At 44.9% G+C, this 18,879-nt stretch carries 22 protein-coding genes; 4 read left to right on the top strand and 18 right to left on the bottom strand.

The window, feature by feature from the left end:
- Positions 1–205 precede the first annotated feature (205 nt).
- The 6 genes from yfkAB to L7D49_RS17660 all read right to left on the bottom strand — a co-directional run bounded on the left by yfkAB (position 206) and on the right by L7D49_RS17660 (position 5,220).
- A complete protein-coding gene (gene yfkAB, locus L7D49_RS17685) occupies positions 206–1,321 on the bottom strand; it encodes a radical SAM/CxCxxxxC motif protein YfkAB (protein ID WP_238083365.1) in 1,116 nt (371 codons plus the stop codon).
- An 81-nt stretch (positions 1,322–1,402) separates the two neighbouring features.
- Positions 1,403–2,443: a DUF4179 domain-containing protein gene (locus L7D49_RS17680; protein WP_238083364.1), complete on the bottom strand. Its 1,041-nt coding sequence runs from the start codon at positions 2,441–2,443 to the stop codon at positions 1,403–1,405.
- Positions 2,427–2,963 (bottom strand): RNA polymerase sigma factor, encoded by a 537-nt coding sequence (locus L7D49_RS17675; RefSeq protein ID WP_238083362.1) that lies wholly within the window; start codon positions 2,961–2,963, stop codon positions 2,427–2,429. The genes L7D49_RS17680 and L7D49_RS17675 overlap by 17 nt, the downstream gene beginning before the upstream one ends.
- Before the next feature lie 119 nt (positions 2,964–3,082).
- On the bottom strand, positions 3,083–3,817 hold the full coding sequence (yidC, locus tag L7D49_RS17670) for a membrane protein insertase YidC (protein ID WP_238083360.1): 735 nt from the start codon (positions 3,815–3,817) through the stop codon (positions 3,083–3,085).
- A 33-nt stretch (positions 3,818–3,850) separates the two neighbouring features.
- Positions 3,851–4,117, bottom strand: coding sequence for a hypothetical protein (locus tag L7D49_RS17665; RefSeq protein WP_238083358.1), 267 nt, complete (start codon positions 4,115–4,117; stop codon positions 3,851–3,853).
- A 173-nt stretch (positions 4,118–4,290) separates the two neighbouring features.
- The gene (locus L7D49_RS17660) at positions 4,291–5,220 is read right to left on the bottom strand and encodes a stalk domain-containing protein (RefSeq protein ID WP_238083356.1); all 930 of its coding nucleotides are present in this window, start codon (positions 5,218–5,220) and stop codon (positions 4,291–4,293) included.
- 168 nt (positions 5,221–5,388) lie between these two features.
- On the opposite strand from L7D49_RS17660, the gene L7D49_RS17655 reads away from it, so the two are divergent.
- Positions 5,389–5,562, top strand: a complete 174-nt coding sequence (locus L7D49_RS17655) for a hypothetical protein (RefSeq protein ID WP_238083354.1) — start codon at positions 5,389–5,391, stop codon at positions 5,560–5,562.
- 94 nt (positions 5,563–5,656) lie between these two features.
- The gene (locus L7D49_RS17650; RefSeq protein ID WP_238083352.1) at positions 5,657–5,863 is read left to right on the top strand and encodes a hypothetical protein; all 207 of its coding nucleotides are present in this window, start codon (positions 5,657–5,659) and stop codon (positions 5,861–5,863) included.
- On the opposite strand, the gene L7D49_RS17645 is transcribed toward L7D49_RS17650, so the two are convergent.
- Complete coding sequence (locus L7D49_RS17645) at positions 5,857–6,366, bottom strand: YcxB family protein (RefSeq protein WP_238083350.1); 510 nt, start codon at positions 6,364–6,366, stop codon at positions 5,857–5,859. The two genes, L7D49_RS17650 and L7D49_RS17645, sit on opposite strands and share 7 nt — an antisense overlap.
- A gap of 337 nt (positions 6,367–6,703) precedes the next feature.
- Here L7D49_RS17645 and L7D49_RS17640 point away from each other — a divergent pair, with 337 nt between their 5' ends.
- Entirely contained in the window at positions 6,704–7,141 is a 438-nt protein-coding gene (locus tag L7D49_RS17640) for a hypothetical protein (protein ID WP_238083348.1), read from the top strand.
- Positions 7,142–7,229: 88 nt separating this feature from the next.
- Here the strand turns inward: L7D49_RS17640 and L7D49_RS17635 are convergent, their stop codons facing one another.
- The 8 genes from L7D49_RS17635 to L7D49_RS17600 all read right to left on the bottom strand — a co-directional run bounded on the left by L7D49_RS17635 (position 7,230) and on the right by L7D49_RS17600 (position 15,127).
- Positions 7,230–8,060 (bottom strand): MetQ/NlpA family ABC transporter substrate-binding protein, encoded by an 831-nt coding sequence (locus tag L7D49_RS17635; RefSeq protein WP_238083346.1) that lies wholly within the window; start codon positions 8,058–8,060, stop codon positions 7,230–7,232.
- 14 nt (positions 8,061–8,074) lie between these two features.
- Positions 8,075–8,737: a methionine ABC transporter permease gene (locus L7D49_RS17630; RefSeq protein WP_238083343.1), complete on the bottom strand. Its 663-nt coding sequence runs from the start codon at positions 8,735–8,737 to the stop codon at positions 8,075–8,077.
- Positions 8,730–9,479: a methionine ABC transporter ATP-binding protein gene (locus tag L7D49_RS17625; RefSeq protein WP_238083341.1), complete on the bottom strand. Its 750-nt coding sequence runs from the start codon at positions 9,477–9,479 to the stop codon at positions 8,730–8,732. Before L7D49_RS17625 ends, L7D49_RS17630 begins: the two co-directional genes overlap by 8 nt.
- 153 nt (positions 9,480–9,632) lie before the next feature.
- Positions 9,633–11,159 (bottom strand): tripartite tricarboxylate transporter permease, encoded by a 1,527-nt coding sequence (locus L7D49_RS17620; RefSeq protein ID WP_238083339.1) that lies wholly within the window; start codon positions 11,157–11,159, stop codon positions 9,633–9,635.
- A gap of 18 nt (positions 11,160–11,177) precedes the next feature.
- Positions 11,178–11,627: a tripartite tricarboxylate transporter TctB family protein gene (locus L7D49_RS17615; protein ID WP_238083337.1), complete on the bottom strand. Its 450-nt coding sequence runs from the start codon at positions 11,625–11,627 to the stop codon at positions 11,178–11,180.
- Positions 11,628–11,684: 57 nt separating this feature from the next.
- Positions 11,685–12,689 carry a Bug family tripartite tricarboxylate transporter substrate binding protein gene (locus tag L7D49_RS17610; RefSeq protein ID WP_238083335.1) on the bottom strand — a complete coding sequence of 335 codons (1,005 nt, stop codon included), beginning with the start codon at positions 12,687–12,689 and terminating at the stop codon, positions 11,685–11,687.
- A 139-nt stretch (positions 12,690–12,828) separates the two neighbouring features.
- Entirely contained in the window at positions 12,829–13,527 is a 699-nt protein-coding gene (locus L7D49_RS17605) for a response regulator (RefSeq protein ID WP_238083333.1), read from the bottom strand.
- The gene (locus tag L7D49_RS17600; RefSeq protein ID WP_418895907.1) at positions 13,490–15,127 is read right to left on the bottom strand and encodes an ATP-binding protein; all 1,638 of its coding nucleotides are present in this window, start codon (positions 15,125–15,127) and stop codon (positions 13,490–13,492) included. The genes L7D49_RS17605 and L7D49_RS17600 overlap by 38 nt, the downstream gene beginning before the upstream one ends.
- Before the next feature lie 167 nt (positions 15,128–15,294).
- Here L7D49_RS17600 and L7D49_RS17595 point away from each other — a divergent pair, with 167 nt between their 5' ends.
- A complete protein-coding gene (locus L7D49_RS17595; RefSeq protein ID WP_238083328.1) occupies positions 15,295–15,513 on the top strand; it encodes a hypothetical protein in 219 nt (72 codons plus the stop codon).
- Positions 15,514–15,589: 76 nt separating this feature from the next.
- On the opposite strand, the gene L7D49_RS17590 is transcribed toward L7D49_RS17595, so the two are convergent.
- From L7D49_RS17590 to L7D49_RS17580, 3 genes are all read right to left on the bottom strand, one after another.
- Positions 15,590–16,606: an LLM class flavin-dependent oxidoreductase gene (locus L7D49_RS17590; protein ID WP_238083327.1), complete on the bottom strand. Its 1,017-nt coding sequence runs from the start codon at positions 16,604–16,606 to the stop codon at positions 15,590–15,592.
- Positions 16,607–16,802: 196 nt separating this feature from the next.
- On the bottom strand, positions 16,803–17,945 hold the full coding sequence (locus tag L7D49_RS17585; RefSeq protein WP_238083325.1) for a bifunctional cystathionine gamma-lyase/homocysteine desulfhydrase: 1,143 nt from the start codon (positions 17,943–17,945) through the stop codon (positions 16,803–16,805).
- On the bottom strand, positions 17,942–18,871 hold the full coding sequence (locus L7D49_RS17580; protein ID WP_238083322.1) for a PLP-dependent cysteine synthase family protein: 930 nt from the start codon (positions 18,869–18,871) through the stop codon (positions 17,942–17,944). The genes L7D49_RS17585 and L7D49_RS17580 overlap by 4 nt, the downstream gene beginning before the upstream one ends.
- Positions 18,872–18,879 lie beyond the last annotated feature (8 nt).

Genomic DNA, 18,879 nt, shown 5'->3' with positions numbered 1-18,879 from the left:
AAGGGGAATTCTCCCCTGCACCCCTTTTTTATTCAAATAATGTACAACTGCTAGGGCATTTTGAGTTTTTAGCATCGACTCTTGGGAGTTTACCACCGACTCTCGGGGGTTTACCACCGACTCTCAACCATTTACCACCGTCTCTTCCACAGCAGTCTCAAACCATAAAAAAATCCGCTTGGCCTCCCATGAGCCAAGCGGTTACTTATCTTGTCGCCTCTACAGCGAGACGTGCTTCTTTTTTTGTGAAATCTTCTTCCGGGTAATAGGCATGTTTCACAAGCAAGTTTGGTCCGAGGCAACGAACTGCAGGGCAGTGGCAGCTGACCGTTCGGGCGAGCGTGCTGTCCAGCCATTTGTCTAGCAGGCCGGGGAGTGCATCGGTTTGGATGTTTCCGAGCGGCTTTACATCACCGAAGTCCGTGACAATTACATTCCCCGTGAAAATATTGACGTTCAAGCGGGACCGGCCGTCCGGATCGTTTCGGACTGACACATTTTTGGCGGCATATAGCCGCTCCAGCAACTCCAGATCTTCCTGCACGCTACTGCATGGATAGAACGGCAGCGTTCCGAACAGCATCCATATTGATTCGTCTCTAACATCGAGCAGCCGGTGGATGGCAGTCCGAATTTCATCTAGCGGCAACACTTCAAGCTGAGATGCAAAGTCAACCGGGTACATCGGGTGAATTTCGTGGCGGCTGCATTTCATCTCCTCCACCACTTGGCGGTGAATCGATTCTAAATAAGGGGCCGTTCTTTTATTGAGCATCGTTTCAGCCGAGACGAAAACGCCCGCTTCCGCCAAGGCACGGCTATTGTCAATCATGCGCTGGAATTGTTCGGCTCGTTTTTCAATCGGCGGCTTCCGTTCCATATTGGCAAATCCGCCCTCAATAAATTCCTCAACCGTTCCCCAGTTATGCGAAATATGCAAGACGTCCAAATAAGGGACTATCTCCATATACCGGTCAAGCGGCATTGTCAGGTTAGAGTTCATTTGCGTCTTGACGCCGCGCTCATGAGCATATTTGAGTAAAGGACGCACATATTGATCGACCGATTTCTTTGAAAACATCGGCTCTCCGCCTGTAATGCTGATTGTACGCAGATGAGGAATTCCATCCAAACGCGAAATTAACAGATCAATCGGCAATGCATCGGGATCTTTCAGCGCCAGCATATCTCCAACTGCACAATGTTCGCAACGCATATTGCACAAATACGTCGTTGTAAACTCAATGCTTGATAAGGTCAATTTTCCGTGTTGATCCATATCCATATAAGCTTCCCATGGATCTGTCTTCGGTGTCATCATCAACTCTTCATCTCTTTCAATATAGTTTCTGATTCATTATACACCGGCTGTCAATTGACTGAAGCTTTTGGCGAGTGACCGTTATTTTTTCTGAAGCTTCACTTCTGCAATCCCTTCCACTACCAAGGTCACCTGATCATAACGATCATTTGCAGTTACCGGGAAGTTAGTAGAAATGATAGTTTGGCCATTCTTCGTTTCCATCGAAAAGCCGTTAGGATAATATCCATTTCCCTTTTCATCCACAAGCTTCATTGACCACGTAAATGGGGTCTCATCCTCAAATTCCTGATCGATTGAAAATTTCACATTCAAGGAAGATAAATTCGCTTGGGCAGACAGAACATGTAGTTTCGATTTTCCATCTTCCTGTACGTATTCAAGTGTTCTTACATCAGTGCCATGGTCAGGTATTGGCAAGTCCCACTTTCCGTCAATTTTTCGAAGCAACCCCCTCTCCGAGAACTCAGAAAAGATGTTAATGCTTTCTACTTCGACAACCGCGTCTTGCAAGTCTGGGAATGCCGCTTGATTAGAGTCAATTACGACATGATACTGGATCGTCCCCTCTTTTTTGTTTAGCTTTGTATTCCGATCATCCAAGCCAGATGTGTAAAACACCTTTCCTTTTAACGGTTTCGTATCGGGAATAAACTCAACCAGGTACTCACCGTCGCCATTTTTCACTCGATAATCCATCGTCACGAGGGAAACGTCATCTTTTAACAAGGAAGCGTCTTCAAATTCCAATGAAAAGCTTAATCCGATTTTCGATGGATCCGAGAAGCTTTTTTCTAGTTTGACTGTGATCCCTTGATCGGTCGCCATACTTTCACCACTTTGTGCAAGCCCTTGTGAAACTACTTGTTCCACCCCACGATCACCAAAATTGAAAAACCCATCAATATTCGCACGTACCTGTTCATTCGATAAAAGCACGCCTGTCATCAACAAAGCACAAGCTGCCACCGCCGACCTTTTCCAAACCATCCGCTTTCTTTTCTTTTTGGATTTCTGCTGAATCATCTTATACGTTTGATCGAGTGATGCCCTCACGTGCTCAGGCATTTCTACCTTTTCATTCATTACCTGTTCCAATTCTTTTTCAAGATCCTTTTTCATTTGCCAGCACCCCTTCGCTTTGAAAATAAGTTGTCCGCAACTCGTTTCTCCCTCTGGAAAGCCTTGATTTAATTGTGCCTTCCGGTTCATTCAAAAACTCACTGATTTCCCGGCTGTTCATTCCGACAATATAGTACAAGATAAAAACAGTTTTTGTATCGGCGGCAAGACCCTCCAGCGCCTCATCCAATTCAATAGCCCGGAAGTTCCCATCTTCTTGCCCTTGCAAGGTGTGTCCCTCAAGTGAAACCACCTTATTTCGTTTCGCTAGCAGGCGATTGCATTGATTCAGGAGTATTCTATAAATCCATGTATTGAAATACTCATTTTTCTTCAGCGTGTGAAGCTTCTCATAGGCTGTCATGATGGTGTCCTGCAGCACGTCCGCCACATCTTGCTCATCTCGAAGCATTCGAGTAGCCGCACGGAATAGTACGTCTTCATACTGCTTTACTAAGAGGATAAATGCATCGCCATCCCCTTTTTTCGCTTTCTTGACCCATTTCGCAATTGGTTCCATATAGCAAGGCCCCCTTTCTTTCGGTTTCAATACATTAGATAAATGACCAGCCCAAATGGTTGCATGCTCCAAAAAAAGAAAACGCCCGGCTTTTTGAATCGCCAAGCGCTTTCTAACAACTATTCCTCTCTGTACAATTTCCGTGCCAGCCATGTCTGCACAATTAAAAACAAACCACCGACCGCCCAATATAACGGGAAAACTGCTGGCGCAGAAAATGAAAAGAACACGATCATTAATGGAGAAAGATAAGTCATTATTTGCATTTGCTGTTTTTGTGGCCCTGATATGTCTGCAGTGGAAGCACGGGCTTGAATAAAGTAAACCAACCCTGCCAGTAGGGTAATGATCAAATCCGGCGAGCCTAAATTAAACCATAGAAACATTTCATTTGCCGTATCCTGCGAAGTACGGATAGCAAAATATAATCCCATTAAAATCGGCATTTGTACCAATGTGGGTAAGCAACCGATGTTAAATAATTTATTGTGTTTATATATCTCCATCATTTCGAATTGAATCTTCTTTTGTTCTTCCGGTGTCTTAGCCGTTTCCGCCTTTGCTTTCAAGGCATCTAACTGAGGCTGCACCTTTTGCATGCGACTTTTCGCGGCCCGTTGATTTCTATAGGACTTCATCATGAGCGGCATGAGCAGCAAACGGATTAAAATCGTAATGGCAACGATGGCCATCCCGTAACTGCCCCCGAAAAGGGCACCGAGTTCATGGATACTCCATGTCATGGGATGCACGAAGATGTCGTAAAAGAAACCACTCTGCTCACCAGAGGCCGAACAGCCACCGAGAAGCAAGATGCTGAAGATGATAATAAAAACGTTGATGGATTTTTTCAATATAAGTTTCCTCTCTATATAGAATTTTGATTTCTACATAGAAAGGTGATGACCTTCCGTGTCTTCTGGACGCTCTAACCGGCAAACCGTCTTGCGCAATTGGATATGATCGGTCAGCGGAGGCATACTGTCAAGAACAGCAACGGCTGCCTCCGTCGGCAAATCGATCCCGACGTGAAGATGCGCCATGAAGGTGAAGGATTTATGTTCGATCACTTGCCAGCTCAATACGAGGATCCAAGCAACGACTAGCGGCAGAATCCAATCAGTAGAGAGCATTTCAAGCAAAGTATTATTCATGGAATTCACCTAATTTCATTTAACCTTCCTCTTCTACGGTTCCATGGCCGAAAGGTTTCATTCGCCAGGTGGTTGACATGACAAAGAGCCAGCCTCTTCATACTGAAGGAAGACTGGCTCTTTTATTAAAATGGACGTTATTCATCTATAGTTGGTTGACTTATAGAAGTTTTTTACGATCCTACTTCCATTAATTCATCAATTAATGAAGCGGGCACATACGTTTTCGAAGGCTCGAGAAGGTCCGGAGCTGCTTCAAAATAACGAAGGGATTTATTATACCCATACGCCTTTTCCCCACGAGTGATGGTAAATGAAAGAGCACCTTTCGACACGATGGCGCCTTTGCCAGTCGATGTCACTTTGTACCCGAGTTCTTCGGCAATCAGTCGAAGCGGCACCATTTTCACGCCATTGACATCATAGTGATCGGCCTCCACGATTTTATCAACCGCCGGGTTTGTCACTGGATCCTCGCCAGGGGTTTCTGCATCGTCTTCTGATGCTGCTTTATCCAATACCACAATTTTTTCAGGTGTTGTTTGAGCTGGGATGCTGCGAGTTGTCATCGTATAGAAGACGACTAAATCTTTTCCTTGAAGATCGTCAGCAGTCACTTTCTCACCTGATACGCTCGAAAGCTCTGTCTTGTCGCCCACATTCAATTTGAGTGAAAGTGATTGATTCAATAAGCTATCATCGAACTTCCCAACTGCCACGGAACCGAGTTCTTCCGTTTCCACGATCACCACATCTGGGCTGTATTGCGGTGGATAAATCATGATCATTGGCTTATCAGCGTCAGTATAACCCGACACTTTATCGCCTTTTTTCAGTTCCGCTTTCTTGCCTGTATTATCGTATACGAGCGTATCCTTCGTAACAACGAGGTAGCCTTCCTGCTCGCCCTCTTTTACGAAATAATGTGTCGAGTTCTCACGCGTCTCCACTTTTTCAATCGTGCCTGTGAATTTCACGAAATCCGGTTGTACTTGCACGTTTTCTGTTTGCGTCCCTTCTTCTGCAAATACTGCAGTTGGTATGGCAGCCCCGCTGATCAATAGGGCCGACATGGCGAATGGTACTGCTTTTTTCATTTTCATGAATTTCATCTCCTTTATGTATACCTTCATAGAAGTAGTCGAATCAATCAATAAAAGGTTACAAGTTTTTGAGATTACGAATTCATTTATTTTATACCCGAAAATCCGATCCCCTGAACGTATAGATCTCTCCCGGTTATCCATAGTAGAGTGAGGAGGTGACGGACTGTGAATAAAAACAATAAGAAGACGATGAACGAGCGTACCCATAATAGCTTCGATGTATACAAAGAAGCACAAAATACGAACAGCAACACCAATGATCGCAACGAAAACCGTACTGCGGAATTTGGAGCCGATTTCAATGAAACAGATCGCGAAACAAGGAAGAAACGGGATTGACCAAACAAATTAAATCAACGCAACTATAAAAAACATGCCGGTCAAAGCGACCGGCATGTTTTCCATCTTTCATGCTACAATGAAAACAGATTGTATGAAAGGTGTGCTTCTCTTGTTCAAAAAAGTGTCTGTCTACATACTTATGCTTGCGATCGGCTGCCTGCTGCTCTTACTCTCCTTGACCGTCGAGCTGCCCAACCCTGTAAAATGGGCGTTTCTCGCCATGGCCTTATTACTGAATATTACAAGCGCCATCGTCTTCATGAAAGCCGGCATCCGCCAGATGAAGCCCGATCAGTGACCGAGCCAGTTATTCACAAACTTACGGAATGCCTCTGCATCCACATCCCGCTTTGGGATAATAACCGCACTGACTGCACTATTATATAGATAGAAATGGCCGACATCTTCTTTAAACTGTTTCACGGCTTCACGGGTCATTTTAGACTCCCCATTGGAAGAGATGTCGGTCAGCCCTTGCTTATTCATCTTCAGCACATGGGAGCCGACAAGCCCATCATTCTTCCCTTCCTTCAGCGCCTTCCGCACTTGCCGTGTCACATGCCAATAAAAATACTTAGGATAGTAAATGGCCCACAGAATGGCTGTCAACCCGAACACAACAAATAGCGGCCCTGTCTCTAGTTCCGTCGACACCGACAAAAAGAAAGCAAACAATAGGAACAACAACGGCGAAACGACCCGCTGCCAGCGCAACGATTTCCGCCCCAAATTCGAATTTTTCACATGGTAAACGTTAAACGCCACCACATCCTCTTCCGTCAACTCATATTGAAACTCCATATCCATCCCCCTGCTTCCAAACTCTCTATGTACTGTCATTTAGGCTACCGTACAAGTCAACCGCATGTCAATTGGTCCTTTTCAGATGAAGCCATTTATGATGTCCTGCCGATACTTGCTTTCATTTGTAGGTCGAGAATTTCAGGGCCTTTACGAGAACTCTTTATGTTTGATGGCAGGCTAAACGCATGATATGTATGTTCACTGTGTTCTGAATGAAACTGTTAACTAAATATTTTTATAACTATTTGAAATTTCCATCCTCCTGTAATATAATGGTTATATATGTATATTTCCAAAATGTACGATGAAAGGAATGGTTAAGGTAGAAACGATAATGAATATCCAACACGAGAAAAAGAAAGTGCGTTGGATAGTCGTATGTACATTGGTGGCCGTGGTATCTATCTTTTTACTTACTCACTTTTTCGCAATATACCCTGGAGGTTATTCACTTGAGAAACAGAATGGCGAGGTGTTAATTGCAAAAGGTGCTGACAGTAATCGAGTTGCAATAGATGACAGTGTGAATAGTGAGCTGAAAATAACTTCTTTAGAATCCAATATTTCTTACCTTAAAACTCTTTGGTATGTTGGTGTGATCTTTACTGCAACAGTACTGTTGGGATTATTTACTTTTCATAACTTAAAGATGAAAAAAGCTGTTATTATATCAGCTTCGTTATATATTGTTATGGCCATACTCATTATCTTTAATTATTCTAGTGTCATTACTTCAATCGAGAATACAATTCAGCATCTACTAAATGGTTAAAACAACAATCACACAATTCAACAACATAAGTCACTCCACACAAAAACCTTGAGAAGACAATCGTCCTCTCAAGGTTTAATTAATGTCATTAAAATGCTGGAATCGCTGTTTCATCGTAATTCTCTTCCAAGAACTCGCGCACTTCGTCGCTTGTCATTGCTTTGGCGAGCTTTTGTATTGGCTCCCAGTCTTTGTTGTCTTCGCGTGCCACAAGGGTGATCGCAAAGTCATTTTCCACGCCTTCTGTTAGTAAGGCATCGCTTTTTGGTGTTAAGCCGAGCGGTGCTGCGTATGCCGGTGTCATGATGACAGCGTCTGCATCGTCATACATCCGTGCAAGCATAAGCAGATCCACTTCTTCAAACTTAAAGTTCTTTGGATTTTCTACAATGTCCGCTTGTGTATAATAGCTGCCTGTCTTTTCTTTCAATGAAATGACGTTATGCTGCGCCAAAAGAGAGAGTGAACGGTCAATGTTGGACACGTCATTCGCGATGGCGATGACTGCTCCTTCCGGCAGCTCATCGATTGAAGCAAAATCTTTTGAGTAGACGCCATAATTTGCAAAATAGATTGGCTGGATCGGCACCAGGTTCGCATCATTATTTCGGTTGAACTCTTCCATGTACGGCACGTGCTGGAAGAAGTTTGCGTCCACTTCTTTTGCAGCGAGCGCACTGTTCGGCTGAACATTGTCACTTAGCACAACTACTTCAAGCTCAATGCCTTCCTTTGCCAATTCAGGTTTTACCAAATCCAAGATTTCCGTCATTGGCGGAATTAAAGAAGCGACTTTCAATGTAACGGGCTTGTCCGTTTCTTGTCCGTCTAGAGCTTTCTCTTTGTCTGTGCCTTTATCTTTACTGCAACCCGCTACGATGACTAGGAGTACCGCCATCAGCATAAGTAGTTTTTTCATGTTGTTGCCTCCTGTTATCTTTTATCGATTTTCCGAGCAATTGTCATGCCTGTAAATTGAATGAACTGAACCAGAATAATCATGATGAGAATCATATACATCATTAAGTCCGTCTTGAATTGCTGGTATCCGTACCGGATGGCGAAGTCACCAATCCCGCCGCCTCCTACGACACCCATGATCGTCGAATACGAAATGAAACTAATGATAGATGTCGTTAAACCAAGGACCAATCCGGATCTGGCTTCCACGTACAAAAATTTAAAAATGATATCCTTCCCCGAGGCGCCCATCGAAATGGCCGCTTCCACAACCCCTCTTGGCACATCCAATAATGACTGTTCGACTAGTCTGGAATAATGCGCAATAGCGATGATCGATAATGGCACAGTGGCGGCCTCGGTTCCGATTGCCGTTCCAATAACCAATCGAGTGAAGGGTATTAAAAAGACGACTAATAATAAAAACGGGAAAGAGCGGATAATATTAACGACTAAATTTAAAGTGGAAAAGATCAATGGATTCTCATAAATTTGCCCTTTCCTGCAAAGGTACAAAAGTGTGCCTACTGGAAGTCCAATGAGTACTGCGGCTGCAATCGACACACCCACCATCACCATTGTTTCTCCGATCGAACGCCAAATCTCATCTTGATATTGAAGCAGAATCTCAGGCATGGTCTGTTTCACCGCCTTTTGTCAGTTGCTCGACAAAGTTACGCGGATTGCTTGAAACAGTTCCGATCCCCTTTGGCTCAATCGAAACCGTATCAAAAATGCCGCCATCCGCCATCACAGTGACCCGCTGGCAAATACTTTTAATGACGTCCATTTCGTGGCTGACCAGCACAATAGTGACGCCGAAGTTTTTATTAATATCTTTTAAAATGCCAAGAATCCCAATGGTCGTGTCCGGATCAAGTGAAGACGTCGGCTCATCGCATAACAAGACTTGCGGTTTATTTGCCAAAGCTCGGGCAATGGCGACTCGCTGTTTCTGACCGCCGCTCAGCTGAGCAGGATACTTATCCTTCAACTGTTCGAGTCCAACAAATTGCAAGCACTCCATCACACGTTCTTGCCGCTGTGCTTTTGGCATGCCCCCTAGCTGCAATGACACGTCAACATTCTCATAGACCGTCTTATTTAAAACTAAATGAAACTGTTGAAAAATCATTCCGATCGACATGCGCGCCTGCCGGAGTTTCTTTCCCTTCAAACTGGTCAGCTGCTGTCCATTCACAACTACCTCACCCGTATCAGGAATCTCCAACAAATTCATTAACCGCAGCAAGGTCGATTTTCCAGCTCCGCTTGACCCAATGATTCCGTGTATCTCGCCTTGCGGGATTGTCAGGTCCAGAGAGCGCACAGCTTGAAATCCAGCAAAATTTTTACTTACCTTATGTAAAGAAATCATAAAAAAATCCCCTTTCATCGTCTAAAGGGTGATTGGAACGTTCCTATTATAGCTTAAACTGTCAAAGGTGTCATGACAATAATTCGTTTGATTTCGAATCAAAGCAAAAACGGATTACCTACACTACCAGGCAATCCGATTTTGAGACTTTCCTTACCCTTCTTCCTCAACAATGACCGATCGGCCTTTTAATTTTAATAGAAGGGGAATGAGGAGCCATGCTGCTGCGACAATAATAAAAATAAGCGAGAGAGGCTTTGTGATAAATATACTGAAGTCTCCGTTTGATATCGTCAATGCTCTTCTCATATTATTTTCAATCATTGGACCTAGTACAAGTGCTAGCACAAGAGGAGCGACAGGATAATCATTTTTAGAAAGCACGTAACCTAGAATACCGCAACCTAACAACAAATACAGATCAAATGTTGTATATTGCACTGCATATACGCCGAAAAAAGAAATGGCTACAATGATCGGCAATAAATATTTCTTCGGCGTTTGGATAACTTTAGCAAACACGCGAACTAGTGGCATATTCAGCACAAGCAGCATCAAGTTGCCGATGAACATACTCGCAATCAATCCCCACGCGACTTCTGGATGTTCGTCAAACAAAAGTGGGCCTGGCTGGATGTTATACATGATGAGTGCTCCCATCAAAATAGCTGTCGTTCCCGAACCAGGAATTCCTAGCGTTAGAAGTGGAATCATTGCTCCGCCGGATGCTGCGTTATTTGCTGATTCCGGACCTGCAACTCCAGCAATATTCCCTTTGCCAAATGTCTCAGGACGTTTGCTGAATTTCTTTTCCGTCATATAAGAAAAAAATGATGCAAGGGTTGCCCCTGCGCCCGGGAGCACGCCGATGAAAAATCCAAGCAGCGATCCACGAACAATCGGGACAGAACTGTCTTTCAAATCTTGTTTCGTTGGAAGGATCCGATTGATTTTTGCAATGGCACCATCTTCATGATCCCGTTCCAAGATCGTCTTGAACACTTCACCTAAAGCAAAGAGCCCAACTGCAATCGTCAAGAACTCCAATCCTGAAAAAAGAATCGGCTGGTTATATGTAAAGCGGGCAATACCAGAAACCGCGTCTATCCCAATCGTTCCCAACATGAGACCGAAAACCGTCATAATTAACGCTTTCGTCATAGACTTCCCTGCTAATCCGCTAACCGCTGCCAATCCTAATAACATGAGAGAGAAATACTCAGCCGGCCCAAATTTAATCGCGACATTTGATAATGGCTCTGCCAATAAAACAAGACCGATCAGCGAAATGATACCTGCACAAAATGATCCTATCGCTGCAATGGCAAGTGCTACACCAGCGCGACCTTGTCTCGCCATTTGATACCCATCGAGCGTTGTCACGACAGATGATGATTCACCTGGTGTATTTAAGAGAATGGACGTTGTCGATCCCCCATACATTGCTCCATAATAAACACCGGCTAGTAAGATGATGGAACTGGCCGCTGCGGCACTCGTCGGCATGCCGGATGTTAAAGTGGCCGTCACTGGAATGAGTAGGGCAACACCGCTCATCGGTCCAATACCCGGCAATACGCCAACTGCTGTTCCAATTACGACGCCGACTAGCGCGAACAATAGATTTTGCCATTGAAACGCGATACCAAACCCATCAGCTAAAAATTGTATTGTGCTCATAGTGTAACTCCTTTCCGTTTACCAGACAGGGAATCCGGGCAATGAACCGCCGAGAAACTCCGCAAAGAAATAGTAAACTCCTCCCGAAAACAAGGCCGCCACAACAGTGGATACTAAGATTCTTCCACGCTCCATCGTTTGAAATGCCAATAGTAAAAAGAGGAATGTCGAGATGACATAGCCTATCTTCTCAAGTAAAAATGCGTACAGCGCTGCGGCTGCGAAAATAATGAGGAACTTTTTGACTTGCAGCTTGTCGCTCGCTTCCACCTCGGATTTGTTTTTAAACGCTTCGTACAGCAAGCGCAAGCTGAGCATCATTAAAATAATGCCAAGCCACATCGGGAAAATTTTCGGACCAACTGCTGACCCATATGCGCTATCAGCTATTTTTGAGCTTTCAATAACAAATAAAAGACCAATCAGTAAAAAAGCGATACCTGCATAACGATCGAATGTTTTACTCATAGTCTTTAACACCCCCCTAATAGAAAAAGGCGGCGTTGTAGCCGCCCTGAAAGAATTTTATTTTTGCATACCAAGTGCTGTGAGCAGCTCCACTATCACTTTATCCTGTTCTTCCAAATACTTCGTAAAGTCGTCGGAGTTACGATATTCACTTTCCCAACCGTTCTTCTCCAATTCAGCTTTCCACTCGTCTGTCTCCACCATTTTCTCTAGCTTCTCAGACCAGTAGTCAACCGCGGTATCTGACATCTCTTTAGGTCCGAAAAGACCTCGCCAAATTGTAAATTCAGCATCAAGACCTTCTTCTTTAAATGTTGGGACCTCAGCTAGTTCTCCCCCCAGCCGTTCTGACGAGCTGACCGCCAACACACGGACATCTCCTGATTTCATGTAAGCGCCAATGGTAGAAGCATCCGTCGCAATAACATCGGCATTTCCACCAAGCAATGCTGCAATTGCTTCTCCACCGCCATCATAAGACACATATTTGACTGTTTTCGGATCAATTCCATATTCAAAGGCTGGCAGGACACCAACCAGATGGTCCATGGAGCCAGGTGCCGATCCACCAGCAAGCGTTACAGCTGAAGCATCCTTTTTAATGGCTTCCAGTACGTCTTGTAATGTTTGGAATTCCGAATCTGCTTTAACGACAATCGCTCCATAATCTCGTGTCAATTGCGCTAATGGCTTCGTATCCTTGTAACCATAAGGGCTGTTTCCTTCTGCTTTATTGTTGTTAATTAAGATGGGTGGTGATTTCACAAGTAAAGCGTAGTCATTCTTGACCTCTTTTGTCGCGAATTCCGCCATGTATACTGCTCCGCCACCACCTGGTTTGTTCTCTACAGTAATCGGCTTTTCGATCAACTTCGTATCGTTCATCGTCTTTGCAATCGCACGGGCAGTTAGATCCCATCCTCCACCAGCACCAGAAGGCGCTACAATTGTAATATTTCGCTCAGGATATTTGGTCGATTCCCCATCCGCACTTGAGCATGCTGCAAGGCTAAGTGCCAACACCCCTGCCAATGCAGTTTTCGTGAACTTTTTCCACTTCATCTTACTTCCCCCTTAATATAAAAAATTGATGATAGCGTTTTCATTTTCGCTACCATCAATTTATCAGAAAGTTACTAGTTTTAAATGTTTATGACGATAAGTTGGATAATGGGGGTTAAGTTCATTTTGCTCATATTGTTCACCGTTGTTGTGTAATGAAATATCTTCTTTCAGGACGCCCAACCGATCCATATAACAATTCAGTACTGGCACGTTTTTCTGTAACTAGGTGCTCTAAATAGCGTCTTGCAGTAGAGCGGCTAACCCCGATTTCCAAACCCAATTGCTCCGCAGTCACGCCTCCATCCATCTGTTCGAGATGATGAACGACCTTCTCGCGTGTTAACGGGTCGATTCCTTTCGGCGGAAGAGGCGGCGTATTATTTGTCGGCTTTGAGGCAGACTTATTCCATAACAATTGGATGGAATCCTCTTCCAGAGTACCATCCCTTCCAAGAGTTTCTTTCTTCGACTTATATGACAGGAGACTTTCCTGGAAACGGTCAAAGGTGAGTGGTTTTAATATATAATCGGCGACTCCGCCTCGAAATGCATGTTTGACAATATCCACCTCTGCTGCCGCAGTAATAAAGATAATGTCCGTATCAGGGCTGTTAGTATGGATAAACTCCATGATTTCAGTACCAAGTGTATCAGGCAAGTAAACATCCAGCAGTACAAGTTCCGGCAACAATGCTTGTATCCATTCTTTTGCCTCCTCGCCATTATGCGCAGTACCTACGACTTTAAATCCTTCCATCTTTTCTATAAACCGACGATGGATGTCAGCAATTCGCTTATCATCTTCTATAATCAAAACTTCGATCGGTGTTCTCATTTTTTATTCCCCTCTTTGGAATGGAGATGATGAATAGCGCACCACCCAGATCTCCTTTTTCAAATGTAATGGACCCTCCTAAATCCTCAACATTTTCCGCCACTTTCATTAATCCAAACCCCCGGCTCTTCCCTTCTTTTGTTGAAACTCTCTCTTGAAATAATGCATTGAAGATCTCTGAATCAATTCCTTTTCCTGAGTCTTCAATCTCGAGCAATATTTCCTCGCCGTTATCCGAAATAAAGATACGCACCATCCTTCTTTCTTCCGGAAGCCATTCGACCGCTTCAAATGCATTCGTCACCAAGTTTCCGATAATCGAGACAAAATGAGTTTTTTGTAGATGGGGCGGCAATTCTTTAAGGAAACTATCTTCATCCAGCAAAAAACGGACTTTCAATTCTTTGGCTCGATTGAAAAAACCAATGACTATACCACCGAGAAAAGGATCTTGCAGTCGTTTTGAAACAAACTGGATTAACGACTGTTGTTCAGCGGTTTCATTATGAATTAAATGTAATGCTTCCTCGTAGGAATTGAGTTGAATGAGACCCGAGATGGTGTACAAGAAATTATGATATTCATGTGTTTGTGCACGCAAGGCATCCGTATATCGTTTCACTTGAGACAGCTCCGTAACAAGCTGATCCAATTCCGACTGGAGCCGGAACGTAGAAACTGCTCCGATAATTTTCCCGTTCGAGTGAATCGGAATTCGGTTGACGATTACCTTTTTTCCTTTAATCTCCATGGGACGATCCAAATGCCTCTCCCCGGTTTCAAGCACTCTTGGCAACAACGTATTTGGAAGAACTTCTTGAATGGTCTTGCCTATCATCTCTGTTCGGTCGGGAATGGATAGCGTGTCATAAGCGGCTGCATTGACAGTTGTGATGCACCCATTAGCGTCAACCATAACTATGCCTTCACGTACTGATTCGATGAGAGCATTTCGTTCCGTTAACCGATTGGCAATTTCTACAGGCTCCAAATTAAACAGTTCCTTTTTGATATTACGCGCGAGAATACTAGAGCCGATAATGCCAATGCCAATTGCAATCAACACGATATAGGATATGTTATCGACATACTCAAAAAAGGTATGAGATATATTTTCATTTAAGTAACCTACAGAAACAACACCAATTATTTCGCCCTCATTGTTTTTAATTGGTGCTTTTCCTCTTAACGCAGGTCCAAGTGTGCCTGTTGCTTCCGAAACATAAGAATCTCCAAATATGAGAGCCCGCTCATTATCATCTCCCACCATTTTTTTCCCGATTCGTTCTACTACTGGATGTGCGTAGCGAATTCCTTCTTTATTTCCTATGACTACATATTCAGCTCCAGTTTGCCTGCGAATCTTTTCTGCAATCGGCTGTAAGTAATGCGATGGATCAGCCTGTTCAAAGGCAGCTCGAATATCGGGACGGTCGGCCGTCGTTTCTGCTATGCTGAGCGCTCTGACGCCAATTTGCTTTTCAATCCCCTGTGACATTGTGAAATAAAAGGAAATACCAATAATAACAGCAACGAGCGAAACGAAAAGCGCTCCGTACGCAAAAATTCGAAATTGCAGAGACTTCGGTTTCAAACAGATCTTCCCTTCCTCCAGCATCTATACGAATGCAATTCCTCTTACCATACATGTTACACTATTGCGAATTGCAAGGGTACTTGTTTTAAAGGATAGAGCGGTCTATTTCAAAATGACATACATAGAATAAATAGATGACATGTAACTAAATTGAAAAAGGGGACAAGACCATGTTTGCAGTTCATTTCTATGAAAATAAAACGTACGTACTCAATCAAGCATTACGGAACTTGCCTGCTGTTGATGAAGAAATCCGCATTAAAGGAAGGAATGGAAAAGTCGTCAGTGTCGAGGCAATGGAGGACAACAAGTATTTTGTGTACGTGGAATTTGAGAAGATAGTAGCCAAAAAGGCAGATGCACTGGATCCAAAGAAACGAAAACGATAATGTTCCACTGAATTTATTAGCACGAAAAAGAAGCATGCCAGATCTGAAAAGTGATCCGGCATGCTTTTGTTATGCATTACGACATCGTTTCGGCAAGAATCTCATACGATCGTAAGCGATCCGCATGATGATAGATTCCTGAACTGATAATAAGCTCATTCGCTTTGGTCGTCTGCAGAAATGCCTCCAATTTCCGTTTAACTGTGTCAGGACTTCCGACAATCGTCGATGGCCACCCCAGTAACTCTTCGATGGCTGCCTTTTCATATTCGTCGAAGGCAGCATCCGGATCTTCGTGTGGCGGCTTAAATTTGCCTGTGACACCTTTGCGGATATTCAAAAATTGTTGCATATAAGACGTCGCCAGATAGTGCGCTTTTTCATCTGTATCAGCAGCAATGACATTGACGCCAAGCATGACGTACGGCTCAGAAAGATCCTTCGACGGCTTGAACCGTTGATGATAAAGCTGCAGCGCCTGCATCAGGTAAGCAGGTGCAAAATGGCTTGCAAACGAGAATGGCAGCCCCAGTTCAGCCGCCAGCTGCGCACTGAATCCGCTTGAGCCTAGTAGCCAAATCGGAATGTCTTGTCCCTCTCCCGGTACTGCTCGTACACGTGCCGTCGGGTTGTACTCGAAATAGCCCCGCAGCTCAGCAAGTTGTTCAGGAAAATCCTCCCCGCTGCTATGCAATGTCCTGCGAAGAGCGTACGCCGTTGCCTGGTCACTTCCTGGCGCCCGACCTAGCCCGAGATCGATGCGTCCAGGATACATGGCTTCAAGCGTTCCAAATTGTTCCGCAATGACGAGTGGCGCATGGTTTGGCAGCATGACGCCGCCTGAGCCGACACGCATGGTCTTCGTGGCACCTGCCACATGCCCTATAATGATGGACGTCGCTGAACTTGCAACACCCTGCATATTATGATGCTCCGCCAACCAATATCGATTAAAACCCCAGCGCTCTGCATGCTGCGCAAGGTCGACCGTATTTTTAAACGATTGGGCGGCGTCACTTCCTTCATTGATCATCGCCAGATCGAGAATAGAAAATGGAATGCCATTGAACTTTTTTGCGTTTGACTGGATCATGTGAACACACTCCCAACTACTATTTGAATTGCCACCTAGTATTTATTTAAAAGAAGGGCTTTTCATTCCCTGTCCACATCCATGATAGCGCTTTGACAGGGGGACTTCCATTCTTAGGATTCTCCAGCCTCGTTCTCTAAAGAAACAACCATAAGAATAGCCCGCAACCAAATAAAGTTGCGAGCCCGCTTCCCTATTATTCGTCGACCCTACGTATTGCTGACTTCAAATCCTCCACCAAATCCTCCGCATCCTCCAGGCCAACCGAAATTCGGATTAGCCCGTCTTCGATTCCGAGTGCCAGTCTTCTCTCCCTCGGGATGGAGGCATGCGTCATCAAGGATGGGATAGAAATTAAACTTTCTACCGCTCCGAGACTCTCCGCCAGCGTAAAATAGCGAGCCGATTTAACAATGTCCTTGGCCTTCTCTCCATTTTCGACTGTGAAGGAAACCATTCCTCCAAACCCGCCTGCCTGCGATTGATGGATCGCATGGCCCGGATGATCCGCAAGGCCCGGATAATAGATTTTCCCGATTGCCTTCTCCTGTTGCAGCATGGAGACGATCGCTTTTGTATTCGCCTCCACTTCCTCCATTCGGACACCGAGCGTTTTAATGCCGCGGATTAACAGCCAGCTATCCTGCGGGCCCAAAATGCCTCCGGTCGAGTTTTGAATAAAATGCAGTTCATCGCCTAATGCATCAGTGGCCGCCACGACCAATCCGGCTACAACATCACTATGGCCACCCAAGTATTTGGTTGCACTGTGCAAAACAATGTCTGCACCAAGGGCAATCGGGTTTTGCCAATACGGAGTGCTGAATGTGTTATCAACAATAAACCGCAAGCCATGCTCTTTGGCTATCTCACCTATCGCCTTGACGTCTGTCACCTTCAAAAGCGGGTTCGTCGGAGTTTCTACAAAAATGGCCTTTGTTTCCGGCCGAATAGATTTCTTAACGGTTTCCAGATCGGTCGTATCCACAAACGTCACGTCAATACCGAAACGATGAAACACTTTCGTCATGATCCGGTACGTTCCCCCGTAGACATCATCCGTCAGCAGGAGATGATCCCCAGCAGAAAACAGCTGAACGACTGCGGCAATCGCAGCCATTCCGGAACCAAAGGCGAACCCTCTGGCACCGCCTTCCAAATCCGCAATTAATGTTTCCAGGGCTTCCCGTGTCGGATTGCCCGTTCTGGCATACTCATATTTGAAATTCCCTACACCGTCCTGCTGGTACGTGCTTGCGTGATAAATCGGTATCGAGACTGCGCCCGTATAAGGGTCCCGGCTGATTCCGCCGTGAATCAATTTAGTTTTCTTCTTCATTGCTTCTTCACCTCGTCATAGATTCCGCTGCTCATATATCGTTCACTGCTGTCCGGAAAAATGGTAATGATATTCGTCCATGGCGGCGCCTGCTCCGCTTCCTTCAATGCCGCTGCCAATGCAGCCCCGGATGAACTGCCAATCATCAGCCCTTCTCTTCGTGCCGCTTCCCGCAAGAAATGAAATGCCTCTTCATCTGAAATCGTATGGATACCGTCAAACAGGCTTTGATCGATGAATGGAGGGATAAATTCCATTCCAATTCCCTCCGTGCGATGACTTCCCGGTTCTCCCCCATTTAGAATCGAACCCTCTGGCTCTACGACAACACAACGAATACACGGGTTCTTCTCCTTCAAATAACGGGCTGTTCCAGTAAACGTTCCGCCCGAACCAGCGCCAGCGACAAAAACACCGATGTCCCCCTCCAGAGCCTCCCATAGCTCAGGTCCCAACGTATGATAATACGTATCAGGGTTGGCCGCGTTCTGAAATTGTCCTGGACTATAGGCACCCGGCACCTCTTCAAGTAGTCGCTTTGTCTCTTGAATAGCGCCTGCCATCCCGAGTTCTGTTGGTGTATTTACAACCGTTGCACCAAGCGCTCTCATCAAAGCCTGTTTTTCCACACTGAATTTTTCCGGCGTGACAAAAATCGTTTGGATTCCATGGTGGATCGCCGCAAGGGCCAGGCCGATCCCCGTATTGCCGGCAGTCGGTTCAATAATGGTTCCACCCTTTATCAGCTTCCCCTCCAGCAACGCACGCTCGATCAAATAGTAGCCGAGCCGGTCCTTCACACTGCCGCCCGGATTAAAGTATTCCAGTTTGGCAAATAACCTGACTCCATGCGGTAGGGGGAAGGATCTCAACTCGAGCAATGGCGTATTTCCAATCAAGTCTTTTATACTTTTTACGTAATTCATGCTGTCCC

The sequence above is a fragment of the Sporosarcina cyprini genome (assembly GCF_022048975.1).
Taxonomy (GTDB): domain Bacteria; phylum Bacillota; class Bacilli; order Bacillales_A; family Planococcaceae; genus Sporosarcina; species Sporosarcina cyprini.
Note: the sequence above shows the minus strand (reverse complement) of the source record. Positions and strands in the feature narration are given on the sequence as shown.